Origin of the sequence: Pseudomonas sp. PNPG3, assembly GCF_023093815.1 — a bacterium.
GTDB lineage: Bacteria > Pseudomonadota > Gammaproteobacteria > Pseudomonadales > Pseudomonadaceae > Aquipseudomonas > Aquipseudomonas asiatica.
Window position 1 is genome coordinate 39,165 of record NZ_JALLKV010000017.1, and the last position, 16,277, is coordinate 55,441.

At 63.6% G+C, this 16,277-nt stretch carries 14 protein-coding genes; 5 read left to right on the forward strand and 9 right to left on the reverse strand.

Features of this window, described 5'->3' with window-relative positions; translation table 11 throughout:
• Positions 1-32 precede the first annotated feature (32 nt).
• From rseP to rpsB, 8 genes are all read right to left on the reverse strand, one after another.
• A complete protein-coding gene (gene rseP, locus MJ643_RS13570) occupies positions 33-1,385 on the reverse strand; it encodes an RIP metalloprotease RseP (RefSeq protein WP_024086396.1) in 1,353 nt (450 codons plus the stop codon).
• 71 nt (positions 1,386-1,456) lie between these two features.
• Positions 1,457-2,647, reverse strand: a complete 1,191-nt coding sequence (gene ispC / locus MJ643_RS13575; RefSeq protein WP_024086395.1) for a 1-deoxy-D-xylulose-5-phosphate reductoisomerase — start codon at positions 2,645-2,647, stop codon at positions 1,457-1,459.
• Positions 2,644-3,459 carry a phosphatidate cytidylyltransferase gene (locus tag MJ643_RS13580; protein WP_013971253.1) on the reverse strand — a complete coding sequence of 272 codons (816 nt, stop codon included), beginning with the start codon at positions 3,457-3,459 and terminating at the stop codon, positions 2,644-2,646. Before MJ643_RS13580 ends, ispC begins: the two co-directional genes overlap by 4 nt.
• On the reverse strand, positions 3,459-4,214 hold the full coding sequence (gene uppS, locus MJ643_RS13585; RefSeq protein ID WP_013971252.1) for a polyprenyl diphosphate synthase: 756 nt from the start codon (positions 4,212-4,214) through the stop codon (positions 3,459-3,461). Before uppS ends, MJ643_RS13580 begins: the two co-directional genes overlap by 1 nt.
• A 15-nt stretch (positions 4,215-4,229) precedes the next feature.
• On the reverse strand, positions 4,230-4,787 hold the full coding sequence (gene frr, locus MJ643_RS13590) for a ribosome recycling factor (protein WP_013971251.1): 558 nt from the start codon (positions 4,785-4,787) through the stop codon (positions 4,230-4,232).
• Positions 4,784-5,527, reverse strand: coding sequence for a UMP kinase (gene pyrH, locus MJ643_RS13595; RefSeq protein WP_003252294.1), 744 nt, complete (start codon positions 5,525-5,527; stop codon positions 4,784-4,786). Before pyrH ends, frr begins: the two co-directional genes overlap by 4 nt.
• 180 nt (positions 5,528-5,707) lie before the next feature.
• Positions 5,708-6,571, reverse strand: coding sequence for a translation elongation factor Ts (gene tsf, locus MJ643_RS13600; RefSeq protein ID WP_013971250.1), 864 nt, complete (start codon positions 6,569-6,571; stop codon positions 5,708-5,710).
• 186 nt (positions 6,572-6,757) lie between these two features.
• The gene (rpsB, locus tag MJ643_RS13605) at positions 6,758-7,495 is read right to left on the reverse strand and encodes a 30S ribosomal protein S2 (protein WP_003252287.1); all 738 of its coding nucleotides are present in this window, start codon (positions 7,493-7,495) and stop codon (positions 6,758-6,760) included.
• A 346-nt stretch (positions 7,496-7,841) separates the two neighbouring features.
• Here rpsB and map point away from each other — a divergent pair, with 346 nt between their 5' ends.
• From map to dapC, 3 genes are read left to right on the forward strand one after another with little or no spacing between them, the layout of a single operon-like run.
• Positions 7,842-8,624 carry a type I methionyl aminopeptidase gene (gene map / locus MJ643_RS13610; RefSeq protein WP_004375406.1) on the forward strand — a complete coding sequence of 261 codons (783 nt, stop codon included), beginning with the start codon at positions 7,842-7,844 and terminating at the stop codon, positions 8,622-8,624.
• Positions 8,625-8,666: 42 nt separating this feature from the next.
• A complete protein-coding gene (locus MJ643_RS13615; protein ID WP_023662319.1) occupies positions 8,667-11,369 on the forward strand; it encodes a [protein-PII] uridylyltransferase in 2,703 nt (900 codons plus the stop codon).
• A gap of 30 nt (positions 11,370-11,399) precedes the next feature.
• Positions 11,400-12,596: a succinyldiaminopimelate transaminase gene (gene dapC, locus MJ643_RS13620; RefSeq protein WP_013971248.1), complete on the forward strand. Its 1,197-nt coding sequence runs from the start codon at positions 11,400-11,402 to the stop codon at positions 12,594-12,596.
• A 151-nt stretch (positions 12,597-12,747) separates the two neighbouring features.
• On the opposite strand, the gene MJ643_RS13625 is transcribed toward dapC, so the two are convergent.
• A complete protein-coding gene (locus tag MJ643_RS13625; protein WP_024086394.1) occupies positions 12,748-14,394 on the reverse strand; it encodes a Na+/H+ antiporter in 1,647 nt (548 codons plus the stop codon).
• A gap of 370 nt (positions 14,395-14,764) precedes the next feature.
• Here MJ643_RS13625 and MJ643_RS13630 point away from each other — a divergent pair, with 370 nt between their 5' ends.
• Positions 14,765-15,112 carry an ArsC family reductase gene (locus tag MJ643_RS13630; protein ID WP_013971246.1) on the forward strand — a complete coding sequence of 116 codons (348 nt, stop codon included), beginning with the start codon at positions 14,765-14,767 and terminating at the stop codon, positions 15,110-15,112.
• Positions 15,113-15,143: 31 nt separating this feature from the next.
• Positions 15,144-16,178, forward strand: a complete 1,035-nt coding sequence (dapD, locus tag MJ643_RS13635) for a 2,3,4,5-tetrahydropyridine-2,6-dicarboxylate N-succinyltransferase (RefSeq protein WP_013971245.1) — start codon at positions 15,144-15,146, stop codon at positions 16,176-16,178.
• Positions 16,179-16,277: the final 99 nt, after the last annotated feature.

The window sequence follows — 16,277 nt, forward strand, 5'->3', positions numbered from 1 at the left end:
CAAGACGGCAGGTTTCGCAATTGAGCGAAGCTTTATAGTCGACCCAGATCGTTGATCAGGGCGAGCAACATCACCCCTATGACCAAACTGATACCGATCTGGACCCCCCAACCTTGCACCCGATCCGACAGCGGACGACCGCGCACCCACTCGACCAGGTAAAACAGCAAATGCCCCCCATCCAGAACCGGGATGGGCAGCAGGTTAAGAACCCCCAGGCTTATGCTCAGGTAGGCCAGGAAATTCAGGAAATCCCCCACGCCGGACTGGGCTGAAGCGCCCGCCACTTTAGCAATGGTTATCGGTCCGCTCAAGTTTTTTACCGAGAGCTCCCCGAACAGCATTTTCTTCAGCGATTCAAGGGTCAGGACGCTCATGTTCCAGGTGCGTGACAAGCCCTCACCCACCGCATCCAGCGGGCCGTAGCTGACTTCGCGGAGCATGTTGGCAGGCCATTCGCCACCTTTTACCCCGGCGCCCAGATAGCCGCCGGCCGCCTTGCCCTCGCCCTTGCGCGCCAGGGTGACCGGGACGTCCAGCACAGCACCATCGCGCTCGACGCGCACCACAACCTTGGCTTGCGGGCGAGCCCGCACGGCATCGACCACCTGCTGCCATTCGCTCACTGCCACGCCATCGAGCGCCAGCAGCTTGTCACCGGTTTTCAGGCCCGCAGCGGCAGCCGGCCCCTTTGGATCGATCTCGGCCAACACCGGCAAGATCGCCGGGCGCCAAGGGTGCAGCCCGAGGGACTGGATCGGGTCGGGCTCGTCGGCGCCCTTGAGCCAGCTGTCCAGCTTCACCTGCAGCTGGCGCTCGGCGCTGGCGCCCTCTTCACGCACGCCAACCTGCAAGGTGCCGCTCTCGCCCAGGCGGCGAACCAGTTGCAGGTTGACCGCAGACCAACCATTGGTCGGCTTGCCATCGATGGAGACGATTTCCTGACCTGCGGTCAGGCCTGCCGATGCTGCCAGGCTGCCCGCATCGACCGCGCCGATCACCGGGCGGATCTGCTGGGTACCCAGCATCGCCAGCACCCAGAAGAACAGGATGGCCAGCAGGAAGTTCGCAACCGGGCCCGCCGCGACGATCGCGATGCGCTGGCGTACGGTCTTGCGGTTGAACGACTGTTCGATCAGCGCTGGCGGCACGTCCCCCTCGCGCTCGTCGAGCATCTTGACGTAGCCACCCAGCGGGATCGCCGCGATCACGAACTCGGTGCCATGGCGGTCATGCCAGCGCAGCAGCGGCGTGCCGAAGCCCACCGAGAAGCGCAGCACCTTGACACCGCAGCGGCGTGCCACCCTGAAGTGGCCGAATTCATGGAAAGTGACCAGCACACCCAAGGCTACGAGGGTGCCGATAATCATGTAGAGCGCTGTCATATCCATCTCCGAATGATGTTCAGCGGGCTGGCATCATGCCCAGCCCCCTCGTGAACCGTGGCGGGCCTGCATCAGCGACCGTGACGCCTCAGCCACTCACGGGAAAGCTCCCGGGCACGCTGGTCGGCGGCGAACACCGCGTCCAGCGACGGCAGCGGTACGACGGGCTCCTGATCGAGCACCTGTTCGATCATACCCGCGATCTCCGGGAAGCGGATACGCCGCTGGAGAAATGCCTCGACTGCGACCTCATTTGCCGCATTGAGCACGGCCGGTGCGCTGTTGCCGGCCTCGGCAGCCTGCCGCGCCAGGCGCAGGCAAGGGAAGCGCTGTTCGTCGGGCGCCTGGAAGTCCAGACGGGCGATGGCGAACAGGTCCAGCGGCGCCACCCCGGAATCGATCCGCTCGGGCCAGGCCAGGGCGTTGGCGATGGGTGTGCGCATGTCCGGGTTACCCAACTGCGCCAGCACCGAACCGTCCACATAATCCACCAGGGAGTGGATCACGCTCTGCGGGTGCACCACCACCTCGACCTTGGCCGGTGCAGCATCGAACAACCAGCAGGCCTCGATCAGCTCCAGGCCCTTGTTCATCATGCTGGCCGAATCCACGGAAATCTTGCGCCCCATGGACCAGTTGGGGTGCGCGCAGGCCTGTTCCGGGGTGACGTCCAGCAGCGCCTCGACGGGGGTCTCGCGGAACGGGCCACCGGATGCGGTGAGCAGGATCCGGCGCACGCCGACGGCACTCAGTCCGCGCGCGTAGTCGCCGGGCATGCACTGGAAGATCGCATTGTGCTCGCTGTCGATCGGCAGCAGCACGGCACCACTGCGCCGCACCGCCTCCATGAACAGCGCGCCGGACATCACCAGCGCCTCCTTGTTGGCCAGCAGCACCTTCTTGCCCGCCTCGACCGCCGCCAGGGTGGGGCGCAGGCCGGCGGCGCCGACGATGGCCGCCATCACCGCGTCCACTTCCGACGCAGAAGCCACCTGGCACAACCCGGCCTCGCCTTCCAGCACCTCGGTGGCGCAACCTGCCGCAACCAGGCTTTCGCGCAGTCGCGCGGCCGCCTCGGCATTAGGTACCACGGCGAATGTCGGCCGATGGCGCACGCACAGCGCAAGCAATTCGTCGATACGCGAATAGCCACTCAGGGCGAACACCTGATAACGGTCAGGATGGCGCGCGATGACATCCAGCGTGCTCAGACCGATGGAGCCGGTGGCCCCGAGCACGGTAATACGCTGCGGACGGCTCACATCACACCCCATTCGGCAGCCCACAGCAGCACGGCGAAAATCGGGATCGCCGCAGTCAGGCTGTCGATGCGGTCGAGCACCCCACCATGGCCAGGCAACAGGTTGCTGCTGTCCTTGATGCCGGAGCGGCGCTTGAACATGCTTTCGGTCAGGTCACCCACCACCGAAGACATGACCACCAGCGCGGCACTCAACAGGCCCAGCAGAATCTGGCCGAAGCCCCAGTCGCGACTGATTCCGACCACCAGGGTAATCACCAGGCTGACCGCCAGGCCGCCATACACGCCTTCCCAGCTCTTGCCAGGGCTGACCTGAGGCGCCAGCTTGCGCTTGCCGAAGGCACGGCCAGAGAAGTACGCGCCAATATCGGCAGCCCAAACCAGCACCATGACCGACAGGATCAGCCAGTTACCCAGCGGCCAGTGCTTGAGCAGCACCAGACCCTGCCAGGCCGGCAGCAAAACCAGCAGGCCGATCAGCAACCGGCAGGCTGCACTGGCCCACAGCTCGCTACTACGTGGATAGGTAAGCACCAGCCAGGTGGCCAACCCCCACCAGATCACCGCAGCGCCCAGCACCCAGGGCGCCAGCTCCGGAAGGATGTACAGCAGCATCAGCGCTCCGGCGACGACCACGGCATAGGCGATGCGCAGCGGCTGGGCCATGAGCCCGGCCAGACGCGCCCACTCCCAGGCGCCGAGGGTCACCACGAAGCCGATGAACAGGGCGAAGTCCCCACCGTTGAGCAGGAAGAAGCCACCCAGCGCGATCGGCAGCAGGATCAGCGCGGTAATGATGCGTTGTTTAAGCATTAAGCACGAGCTCCAGCCTCGACCTGCTCGCTGGTCTTACCGAAGCGGCGCTGGCGCGAAGCGAAATCGGCCAGGGCGGTGCGCATGGCCTCGTGTTTGAAGTCCGGCCAGTACAGGTCGGAGAAGTACAGCTCGGCGTAGGCCAGCTGCCACAACAGGAAATTGCTGATGCGGTGCTCGCCACCGGTGCGGATGCACAGGTCCGGCAGCGGCAGCTCGCCGGTTGCCAGGCAGGTCTGCAGCAGGCCCGGGGTGATGTCTTCCGGGCGCAGGTGCCCGGCTTGCACTTCCCGCGCCAGCCGCTGGGCGGCCTGGGCGATGTCCCACTGGCCACCGTAGTTGGCCGCGATCTGCAGGATGAAGCGGTTGTTGCCGGCGGTCAGCGCCTCGGCCTCGCGCATGGCGGCCTGCAGCTCGGGATGGAAGCGCGAACGGTCACCGATGATACGCAGGCTGATGTTGTTCTCGTTGAGGCGTTTGGCCTCGCGGCGCAGGGCCGAGAAGAACAGTTCCATCAGCGCACCGACCTCTTCGGCGGGACGCTGCCAGTTCTCGCTGGAGAAGGCGAACAGGGTCAGCACCTCGACCCCGGATTCGGCACAGACTTCGATGACCGCGCGAACGGCGTCGACACCCGCCTTGTGCCCGGCAACACCGGGCAACAGGCGTTTTTTCGCCCAGCGGTTGTTGCCATCCATGATGATCGCGACATGACGCGGCACCGAGGACGGTGCCGCTGGCTTGGTCTTTTCCATTAAAAAACCCCGGCCTTAGACGGCCATCAGGTCCTTTTCCTTGGCTTTGAAGGCGGCATCGACTTCGGCAACGTACTTGTCGGTCAGCTTCTGGATCTCGTCAGCGGCGCGACGTTCTTCGTCTTCGCTGATTTCCTTGTCCTTGGTCAGCTTCTTCAGGTCGGCCAGAGCGTCACGGCGCACGTTGCGCACAGCCACCTTGGCATCCTCGGCAACGCCGCTGGCCTGCTTGGTGTAGCCCTTGCGGGTTTCCTCGGTCAGGGCCGGCATCGGCACACGGATGGTGGTGCCGGCGCTGGACGGGTTCAGGCCCAGGTCGGAGGTGAGGATGGCCTTTTCGATGGCAGCACTAAGGTTTTTGTCGTGCGCGACGATCTTCAGGGTGCGGGCATCTTCGACGGTGATCGCGGCCACCTGGTTCAGCGGCATCTCGCTACCCCAGGCAGTGACCTTGACGCTGTCCAGGATGCTTGGGTGGGCGCGACCGGTGCGGATTGCCGCGAGGTTGCGAGCCAGGGCCTCGAGGGACTTGGTCATGCGCTCCTGCGCGTCTTTCTTGATGTCGTTGATCATGCTTGGCCTTCCTCGATCAGAGTACCTTCAGCGCCACCCACCACAATGTTCAGCAGGGCGCCAGGCTTGTTCATGTTGAATACCCGCAATGGCATCTTGTGGTCACGGCACAGGCAGATTGCGGTCAGGTCCATTACACCCAGCTTGCGATCCAGGACCTCGTCGTAGGTCAGGTGATCGAACTTCTCGGCATGCGGGTCCTTGAATGGATCGGCAGTGTACACACCATCGACCTTGGTCGCCTTCAACACCACGTCGGCATCGATTTCGATGGCGCGCAGGCAGGCGGCGGAGTCGGTGGTGAAGAACGGGTTGCCGGTACCGGCGGAGAAAATTACCACATCCCCGGAGTTGAGGTGGCGAATAGCTTTGCGACGATCGTAATGATCGGTGACACCGACCATGGAAATGGCCGACATTACCAGGGCCGGGATGTTCGAGCGCTCCAGCGCATCGCGCATGGCCAGGCCGTTCATCACGGTGGCCAGCATGCCCATGTGGTCACCGGTGACGCGGTCCATGCCGGCTGCGCTGAGCGCGGCACCGCGGAACAGGTTGCCACCACCGATCACCAGGCCGACCTGGACACCGATCCCTACCAGCTGGCCAACTTCGAGGGCCATGCGATCCAGCACTTTCGGGTCGATCCCGAAGTCTTCCGAGCCCATCAGGGCCTCGCCGCTAAGTTTGAGCAAAATGCGTTTATAGCGAGGTTGGCGACCACTCACCTGCTGAGCCATTGCGAGTCTCTCCTGCGGCGTACTTTTAGAAAATTCGTGCGGGCTGTTTGCAGCCTGCTAACTGTAGCGTGGCACCGCTTCGGTGCCAGCGGCGACGGGCCTTATAAACCCTTCGCCGTTTTGACAAAGAGGCTGCGCGCGTGAGCGGGCAGCCTCTTCGGGGCGACAGACGGGGCTGTCTTACTGCTTGGCAGCAGCTACCTGAGCGGCAACTTCAGCAGCGAAGTCGTCGACTGGCTTCTCGATGCCTTCGCCTACTTTGAAGTAGGTGAAGGAAACGATTTCAGCACCGGCTTTCTTGGCCAGCTCGCCAACCTTGACTTCCGGGTTCATGACGAAGGCTTGCTCGACCAGCGAGGCTTCGGCCAGGAACTTCGAGATACGACCTTTGATCATGTTCTCGACGATGTTTTCCGGCTTGCCGGCGATCTTGTCAGCGTTCAGCTGCAGGAAGACGCCCTTCTCGCGCTCGATGGCTTCGGCCGATACTTCCGACGGCAGCAGGAACTCAGGGTTCGAAGCTGCAACGTGCATGGCGATGTTCTTGGCCAGATCGACGTCGCCGCCTTTCAGGACAACGGCAGCGCCGATCTTGTTGCCGTGCAGGTAGGCACCGACAACGTCACCTTCAACGCGCACCAGGCGACGGATGTTGACGTTCTCGCCGCACTTGGCAACCAGGGCTTCACGAGCAGCTTCACGCGAAGCGATCAGCGGAGCAGCGTCGGTCAGCTTCTGGGCGAAGGCTTCTTCGATGCTGTCGGCAACGAAGTTCTTGAAGTCGTCTTGCAGGGCCAGGAAGTCGGTCTGCGAGTTCACTTCCAGCAGGACGGCGGATTTACCGTCGGTCTTGACGGCGATAGCGCCTTCAGCAGCGACGTTGCCAGCCTTTTTGGCGGCCTTGATGGCGCCCGAGGCACGCATGTCGTCAATGGCTTTTTCGATGTCGCCGCCGGCCTTTTCCAGGGCCTTCTTGCAATCCATCATGCCTTCGCCGGTACGCTCGCGCAGTTCTTTGACCAGCGCTGCAGTAATTGCTGCCATTTCAAAATCCTCTTGGAAAGTTTTTCAACCATTCCACCCGTTCGTCACGGGCGTTCAATTCTGCAAATCCACTGTGTTTATCTCAGCGGGCCCATGATGCGGGGCCGATGCTGACAGCAGGATTTCAAGGTGGCAAAAAGGGGGCAGAGCCCCCTTTTTGCGTGCCAAGTCGACGCTAGCGTCTAATTACTCGGCAGCAGGTGCAGCCGCTTCTTCAGCGTAAACTTCGGTGCCGCCGGCAACGTTGTTGCGGCCGCGGATGACTGCGTCAGCCATCGAAGTCATGTACAGCTCGATAGCGCGGATGGCGTCATCGTTACCTGGGATGATGTAGTCAACACCTTCCGGGCTGCTGTTGGTATCGACAACGCCGATTACCGGGATGCCCAGCTTGTTGGCTTCGGTGATCGCGATGCGCTCGTGATCAACGTCGATAACGAACAGAGCGTCTGGCAGACCACCCATGTCCTTGATGCCGCCCAGGCTGCGATCCAGTTTTTCCAGGTCGCGGGAGCGCATCAGGGCTTCTTTCTTGGTCAGCTTGGCGAAAGTGCCGTCTTCGGCCTGGGTTTCCAGGTCGCGCAGACGCTTGATCGAAGCGCGGATGGTCTTGTAGTTGGTCAGCATGCCGCCCAACCAACGGTGGTCAACGTACGGCGAACCGCAACGAGCAGCTTGCTCGGCGACGATCTTGCCGGCGGAACGCTTGGTGCCGACGAACAGGATCTTGTTCTTGCCCTGAGCCAGGCGCTCTACGAACGACAGAGCGTCGTTGAACATTGGCAGGGTTTTTTCCAGGTTGACGATGTGGATCTTGTTACGCGCGCCGAAAATGTACTTGCCCATTTTCGGGTTCCAGTAACGGGTCTGGTGGCCGAAGTGCACACCGGCCTTCAGCATATCGCGCATGTTGACTTGGGACATGATAGTTCCTTGATAAGTCGGGTTGGGCCTCCACGTATCCCAATGACCAACCCGCGAATTCTGCAACTCGGGGCACCCAGGTCATCGTGTCGACACGTGTGTGGGTTAAGTGCTGACGGGGTCGTCCCCGAAAGCGGCGCATTTTATACCACAGACCGCGACCGAACGGAACCCGGATACTGTTGCGTCCGTCAGCGGTTTTTGCAGCACCCCGGCTTTCGCGCCAGAATGCCAGCTGTAGACAGCAGCATTGCCGCCTTTATCCCGACCGATCGGCGCCCTGCTCTGCTAGAATCCGGCCTTTCCCGTTTGTTCGCGCCGTGCACGGCGCTGTAGAGAGCCTGTAATGACCGTCACCATCAAGACCGCAGAAGACATCGAGAAGATGCGCATCGCTGGCCGCCTGGCCGCCGAGGTGCTGGAAATGATCGAGGAACACGTCAAGCCCGGTGTCACCACCGAAGAGCTGGACCGCCTGTGTCACGACTACATCGTCAACGTCCAGCAGGCCATCCCGGCACCGCTCAACTACAAGGGCTACCCGAAGTCGATCTGCACCTCGATCAACCATGTGGTCTGCCACGGCATCCCCAACGACAAGCCGCTCAAGGACGGTGACACGCTGAACATCGACGTCACCGTGATCAAGGACGGCTACCACGGCGACACCAGCCGCATGTTCCACGTCGGCACCGTGCCGGTATGGGCCGAGCGCCTGTCCAAGGTCACCCAGGAGTGCATGTACAAGGCCATCGAACTGGTCAAGCCGGGCTGCCGCCTGGGCGACATCGGCGAAGTGATCCAGAAGCACGCTGAAAAGAACGGCTTCTCGGTGGTGCGCGAGTTCTGCGGCCACGGCATCGGCAAGGTGTTCCACGAAGAGCCGCAGATCCTGCACTACGGCCGCGCCGGCACCGGCATGGAGCTGAAGGAAGGCATGACCTTCACCATCGAGCCGATGATCAACCAGGGCAAGGCCGACACCAAGGTGCTGGGCGACGGCTGGACCGCCATCACCAAGGACCGCAAGCTCTCGGCCCAGTGGGAGCACACCCTGGTGGTGACCGCAACCGGCTACGAGATCTTCACCCTGCGCAAGGACGACACCATCCCGCGCACCTCGGCCTGACCGCACTCCCACAGGCCACCCCCACGACAGGAACGTGACGCGATGCCCCAGGTGGACCCCGAGCTGTTCGACCGCGGCCAGTTCCAGGCGGAACTGGCCCTCAAGGCGAGCCCCATCGCCGCCTTCAAGAAAGCCATCCGCCAGGCCGGCGAGGTGCTCGACAAGCGTTTCCGCAGTGGCAGCGAAATCCGCCCACTGATCGAGGCCCGCGCCTGGCTCGTCGACAACATCCTGCAACAGGCCTGGAACCAGTTCGACTGGGGCGACCAGAGCGGCATCGCCCTGGTCGCGGTGGGTGGCTACGGGCGCGGCGAGCTGCACCCGCATTCGGACATCGACCTGCTGATCCTGCTGGGTGCTGCCGAACACGAGCAGTACCGCGACGCCATAGAGAGGTTTCTCACCCTGCTGTGGGACATCGGCCTGGAAGTGGGCCAGAGCGTGCGCACCGTCGACGAGTGCGCCGAGCAGGCCCGCGCCGACCTGACGGTCATCACCAACCTGATGGAAAGCCGCACCATTGCCGGCCCCGAGGCGCTGCGCCAACGCATGCTTGAGGTGACCAGCACTGCGCACATGTGGCCGAGCAAGGACTTCTTCCTGGCCAAGCGCGCCGAACTCAAGGCCCGCCACCACAAGTACAACGATACCGAGTACAACCTCGAACCCAACGTGAAAGGTTCACCCGGTGGCCTGCGCGACATCCAGACAGTGCTGTGGGTGGCCCGCCGCCAGTACGGCACACTCAACCTGCACGCCTTGGCCGGCGAAGGTTTCCTGCTGGAAAGCGAGAACGAGCTGCTGGCCTCGTCCCAGGACTTCCTGTGGAAGGTGCGCTACGCCTTGCATATGCTGGCCGGGCGCGCCGAGGACCGCCTGCTGTTCGACCACCAGCGCAGCATCGCCGCGCTGCTGGGCTACAGCGACGACAACCCCAAGCGGGCGATCGAGCAGTTCATGCAGCAGTACTATCGGGTGGTGATGAGCATCAGCCAGCTGTGCGACCTGATCATCCAGCACTTCGAGGAGGTCATCCTCGCCGATGACGACAGCGGCACCACCCAGCCGCTGAATGCGCGCTTCCGCCTGCATGATGGCTATATAGAGGCAGTCAGGCCGAACGTGTTCAGGCGCACACCGTTCGCCATGCTGGAAATCTTCGTGCTGATGGCTCAGCATCCCGAGATCAAGGGCGTACGCGCCGATACGGTGCGGCTGCTGCGCGAACACCGGCACCTGATCGACGACACTTTCCGCACCGATATCCGCAACACCAGCCTGTTCATCGAGCTGTTCAAGTGTGAAATCGGTATCCACCGCAACCTGCGGCGGATGAACCGCTACGGCATCCTTGGCCGCTATCTGCCGGAGTTCGGCCTGATCGTCGGGCAGATGCAGCACGACCTGTTCCACATCTATACGGTCGATGCGCACACCCTCAACCTCATCAAGCACCTGCGCAAGTTGCAATACACCCCGGTGTCCGAGAAATTCCCGCTGGCCAGCAAGCTCATGGGCCGCCTGCCCAAGCCCGAGCTGATCTACCTGGCCGGCCTGTATCACGACATCGGCAAGGGCCGCCAGGGCGACCATTCCGAGCTGGGTGCGGTGGATGCGCAGAAGTTCTGCGAGCGCCACCAGTTGCCGGCCTGGGACAGCCGGCTGATCGTCTGGCTGGTGCTGAACCACCTGGTGATGTCGACCACCGCCCAGCGCAAGGACCTGTCCGACCCTCAGGTAATCAACGATTTTGCCCTGCACGTGGGCGACGAGACACGCCTGGACTACCTGTACGTGCTGACCGTGGCCGATATCAACGCCACCAACCCCAGCCTGTGGAACTCGTGGCGGGCCAGCCTGCTGCGCCAGCTGTACACCGAGACCAAACGCGCCCTGCGCCGAGGCCTGGAAAACCCGCTGGACCGCGAGGAGCAGATTCGCCAGACCCAATCGGCAGCGCTGGATATCCTGGTGCGCGAAGGCACCGACCCGGACGACGTCGAGCAGCTGTGGTCGCAGCTGGGCGATGACTACTTCCTCAAGCACACCGCCGCCGACGTGGCCTGGCACAGTGACGCGATCCTCCAGCAGCCGGCCGATGGCGGGCCGCTGGTGCTGATCAAGGAAACCACCCAGCGCGAGTTCGAGGGTGGCACGCAGATCTTCATCTATGCCCCCGACCAGCACGACTTCTTCGCCGTGACCGTGGCGGCGATGTCGCAGTTGAACCTGAACATTCATGACGCGCGGATCATCACCTCGAGCAGCCAGTTCACCCTCGATACCTACATCGTGCTGGACAACGACGGCGGCTCGATCGGCGACAACCCGCAGCGGGTCAAGCAGATTCGCGACGGCCTGACCGAAGCGCTGCGCAACCCCGAGGACTACCCGACCATCATCCAGCGCCGGGTACCGCGCCAGCTCAAGCACTTCGACTTCCCGCCACAGGTGACCATCCTCAACGATGCCCAGCGGCCGGTGACCATCCTCGAAATCACCGCACCTGACCGCCCTGGCCTGCTGGCCCGGCTGGGGCGGATCTTCCTGGAGTTCGACCTGTCGCTGCAGAACGCCAAGATCGCCACCCTCGGCGAGCGGGTGGAAGACGTGTTCTTCATCACCGATGCCGACAACCAGCCGCTGTCCGACCCGCAACTGTGCAGCCGACTGCAGGAAGCCATCGTCCAGCAGCTGCAGGCCGGCCAGGCCAGCGATGCCAGCCCTACCCGCGTGACCTTTTAACGATTAGACGATTGACGAGACCTTGCGCCGATGAACCATGCCTTGACCCAGCTTCAGCCCTACCCGTTCGAGAAACTCCGCGCCCTGCTGGGCAGCGTTGCACCTGCGGCGGACAAGCGCGCCATCGCCCTGTCGATCGGTGAGCCGAAGCACGAATCGCCGGCGTTCGTCGCCCAGGCCATGGCCGACAACCTCGACAAGCTGGCGGTGTACCCGAGCACCATCGGCCTGCCCGCCCTGCGCCAGGCCATCGGCCAGTGGTGCGAGCGGCGCTTCGGCGTACCGGCCGGCTGGCTGGATGCCGACCGCCACATCCTGCCGGTCAACGGCACCCGTGAAGCGCTGTTCGCCTTCACCCAGGCCGTGGTCAACCGCGCCGATGACGGCCTGGTGGTCAGCCCCAACCCGTTCTACCAGATCTACGAAGGCGCAGCGCTGCTGGCCGGTGCCACCCCGCACTATCTGCCATGCCTGGAAAGCAACGGCTTCAACCCCGACTTCGACGCCGTGCCGGCTGAAGTGTGGAAGCGTTGCCAGATCCTGTTCCTGTGCTCGCCGGGCAACCCCACCGGCGCACTGGTGCCGATGGACACCCTGAAGAAGCTGATTGCCCTGGCCGACGAGCACGACTTCGTGATTGCCGCCGACGAGTGCTACAGCGAGCTGTACTTCGACGAGGATGCCCCGCCACCAGGCCTGCTGACTGCCTGTGCGGAACTGGGCCGCAGCGACTTCAAGCGCTGCGTGGTATTCCACAGCCTGTCCAAGCGTTCCAACCTGCCGGGCCTGCGCTCGGGCTTCGTCGCCGGTGACGCCGAGATCATCAAGCCGTTCCTGCTGTACCGTACCTACCACGGCTGCGCCATGCCGGTACAAACCCAGCTGGCCAGTATCGCTGCCTGGCAGGACGAGGCGCATGTGCGTGAGAACCGCGACCAGTACCGCGCCAAGTACGACGCCGTGCTTGATATCCTGCAGCCGGTGCTGGATGTGCAGCGCCCGGATGGCAGCTTCTACCTGTGGGCCAAGGTGCCCGGCAGCGATGCCGAGTTCACACGCGACCTGTTCGAGGCCCAGCATGTGACGGTGGTACCGGGGTCGTACCTGTCGCGTGAAGTGGATGGCGTGAACCCGGGCGCCGGGCGTGTGCGCATGGCACTGGTTGCACCGCTGGCCGAGTGCATCGAGGCGGCGGAGCGGATTCGCGAATTCCTGCAGAACCGCTGATTCGACAGGGGCCGTACAACTCTCGAGTGTTGTGCAGTACCTGTAGGAGCGGGTTTATCCGCGAACACCGGCACAGCCGGTGCCATGCACCGCGTCGCCTGATTCGCGGGTAAACCCGCTCCCACAGGGCCGCAAAGCGGCCCCTTGGGGTCTACCTGACTGACCCCAGGTTCGCTTCACTCATGTCCAGCTCACCCAGCACCTGCCGCACCACTTCATCCCCCACCAGATGCTGGCGATGCAGTTCATACAGCTCCAGCCGCTGGGCCCGCAGCGCCCGCAGGCGCAAACGCCGCTCCAGCAGGTCCATCTGCTCGGCCAGGGCCTTGGCCTCGGCGCTGTCGTTGTAGCTGTCCAGCTCATCGCGGTATTCCGCCATCAAGCGCGCCTTCAACTCGGTCGCCAGGGTCGCCTGCGCGGCATCCTGCGGCGCATTGCTGTCGATCACTTCCTCTGCCTCCAGCGCATGGATCGCCGCCTCGGCCGTGCGTCGCCAGGCCTCCTGCACTTCCTGGTGCAAGCGCTCGTCCGGGCTCTTGGTCACCCCGCGCAGCAACAGCGGCAGCGCGATACAGGCGCTGATCAATGACAACAGGATCACACCGGCCGCAATGAAGATCAGCAAGTCACGCTCCGGGAAGGCCTTGCCTGCTGCCATCAGCAACGGGATCGACATCACGCCGGCCAGGGTGACCGCACCGCGCACACCACCCAGGGTCAGCAACCAGCAGGAGCGCGCCGTGGGCATCAGCACCAGCGCCGGCTTGCCGCGCCAGCGGCGTACCACACCGATCGAGCGCCAGATGCTCTGGACCCAGATGAACCGCAGCAAGATCAGCGCCACAAAGATCGCCACCACGTCCAGGCAGCGCCAGGCCAAGGTCGGCCATACGGTGGGTTCATGGCTGACCACGGCCTTGATGATGTCCGGCAACTGCAGGCCCAGCAGCAGGAAGATCAGGCCGTTGAAAGCGAACTCCAGCAGCGACCACACACTGCGGTTGAGCAGGCGCGTGCTGGTCTGCCGTGGCAGCAGGTCGAGCCAGCTCTGCATCATGCCGGCGGCCACCGCCGAAAGGATGCCCGATATGCCCAGGCGCTCGGCCAGCACGTAGGCAGCGAAGGGCAGCAGCAACATGAACACCACATGCGTGGCCGGGTCGTCCCAGCCGCGAGCAATCATCCAGGCACGCAGGCGGCCGATCAGCCAGCTCAGGGCCACGCCCACCGCCAGGCCGCCCAGGGCGACCAGTACGAAGCTGAAGCTTGCGTCGGTCAGCGAGAACACCCCGGTGATCGCCGCCGCCAGTGCGAACTTGAAGGTCACCAGGCCCGAGGCATCGTTCATCAGGGCCTCGCCCTGGAGCATGTGCATCAGCGGGGTGGGCAGGCGGTCCTGGGTAATGGCCGAAACCGCCACGGCGTCGGTTGGCGACAACACTGCGGCCAGGGCGAAGGCCACGGGCAGCGGGATGCTCGGCAGCAGCCAGTGAATGAAGTAACCGGCCCCGACCACGGTAAACAGCACCAGCCCCACGGCCAGCGCCACCACCGGCCCACGAATGCGCCACAACTCGCGCTTGGGAATGCGCCAGCCGTCGGCGAACAGCAACGGCGGCAGGAACAGGAACAGGAACAGCTCGGGGTCCAGTGCCACATGCAAGCCCAGCGTCGGCCAAGCGAGCAAGGCACCGGCGGCGATCTGTACCAGCGGCAAGGGCAGCGGAATCATGCGGCCGACCAGCTTCGACACGCTGACCAGCGTCAGCAGGATGAGGACGGTGTAGGCGGACTGCATCCGGGAAAGCTTCCTTTGTGAACCAGAAACGACAACAGGGCGAAACATCGCCATTGAAACAATATGTTAGCGGCGGTGGGCGATTCGGGGCCGCTGCACGATAGTCGCAGGTGGCGGATGAATATGTAACATGATGATACTTCGGTTTGTCGGTGGCGCAGGTTCGACCCCTTATCGCCCAGCAGATGCATGCCTTGAGCCTTGCAGTGTGTCGGAGACCGAGCGCCGCGCGGGCGGCGCTCGGTCTCCGACACACTGCAAGACCCAAGACATGCACACCCGTGGCGCTCACAGGATCGTTCCCGCATAATCCCGCGACTGAAATCGGAAAACGGAGAGATTGGGGCAGCCTGTGACCCCAATGCACACAATGACCTACACGCTCTACGGCATTAAAGCCTGTGACACCATGAAAAAGGCACGTACCTGGCTCGAAGACCAGGCCATCGCCTACGAATTCCACGATTACAAGGCCCAAGGCATCGACCGTGACAGCCTGAACCGCTGGTGCGAGGAACACGGCTGGGAAGTCATCCTCAACCGTGCCGGCACCACCTTCCGCAAGCTGGACGACGCCAGCAAGGCCGACCTCGACCAGGCCAAGGCCGTCGAGCTGATGCTGGCCCAGCCGTCGATGATCAAGCGCCCGGTGCTCGACCTTGGCGCGCGTACCCTGGTGGGCTTCAAGCCCGACCTGTACGCCGCTGCCCTGGCCTGAGCCCCTACCCTATTTCGCACGAGGTAATCACATGTCCAATACCCTGTTCAGCCTGGCCTTCGGTGTCGGCTCCCAGAACCGCCAGGGCGCCTGGCTGGAAGTGTTCTACGCACAACCGCTGCTCAACCCGAGCGCCGAACTGGTCGCTGCAGTAGCCCCTGTTCTCGGTTACCAAGGTGGCAACCAGGCCATCGCCTTCAGCAACGCCCAGGCCGCTCAACTGGCCGAAGCCGTGAAAGGTGTGGATGCCACCCAAGCCGCCCTGCTGACCCGCCTGGCCGAAAGCCACAAGCCACTGGTCGCCACCCTGCTGGCCGAAGACGCCGCGCTGACCTCGACGCCAGAGGCCTACCTCAAGCTGCACCTGCTGTCGCACCGCCTGGTCAAGCCGCACGGCGTGAGCCTGGCTGGCATCTTCCCGCTGCTGCCGAACGTGGCCTGGACCAACCAGGGCGCGGTCGACCTGGCCGAACTCGCTGAACTGCAACTGGAAGCGCGCCTGAAGGGCGAGCTGCTGGAAGTGTTCTCGGTGGACAAGTTCCCGAAAATGACCGACTACGTGGTCCCGGCCGGCGTGCGTATCGCCGACACTGCCCGCGTGCGCCTGGGCGCCTACATCGGCGAAGGCACCACCATCATGCACGAAGGCTTCGTCAACTTTAACGCTGGCACCGAAGGCCCGGGCATGATCGAAGGCCGCGTTTCCGCTGGCGTATTCGTTGGCAAGGGCTCGGACCTGGGCGGCGGCTGCTCGACCATGGGCACCTTGTCCGGTGGCGGCAACATCGTCATCAAGGTTGGCGAAGGCTGCCTGATCGGCGCCAACGCCGGTATCGGCATTCCGCTGGGCGACCGCAACACCGTCGAAGCCGGCCTGTACATCACCGCCGGTACCAAGGTGAACCTGCTGGACGAGAACAACCAGCTGGTCAAAGTGGTCAAGGCCCGCGACCTGGCCGGCCAGACCGACCTGCTGTTCCGCCGCAACTCGCTGAACGGCGCGGTGGAGTGCAAGACCCACAAGTCGGCCATCGAGCTGAACGAGGCGCTGCACGCGCACAACTGAGAACCCTTCAACCGCTGCCGGAGCGAGCTTGCTCGCGAACAGCGGATTCTCAGCGTTTGAAATGTTAAGATCGGGTCTGGCACCACGCCAGACCCGATT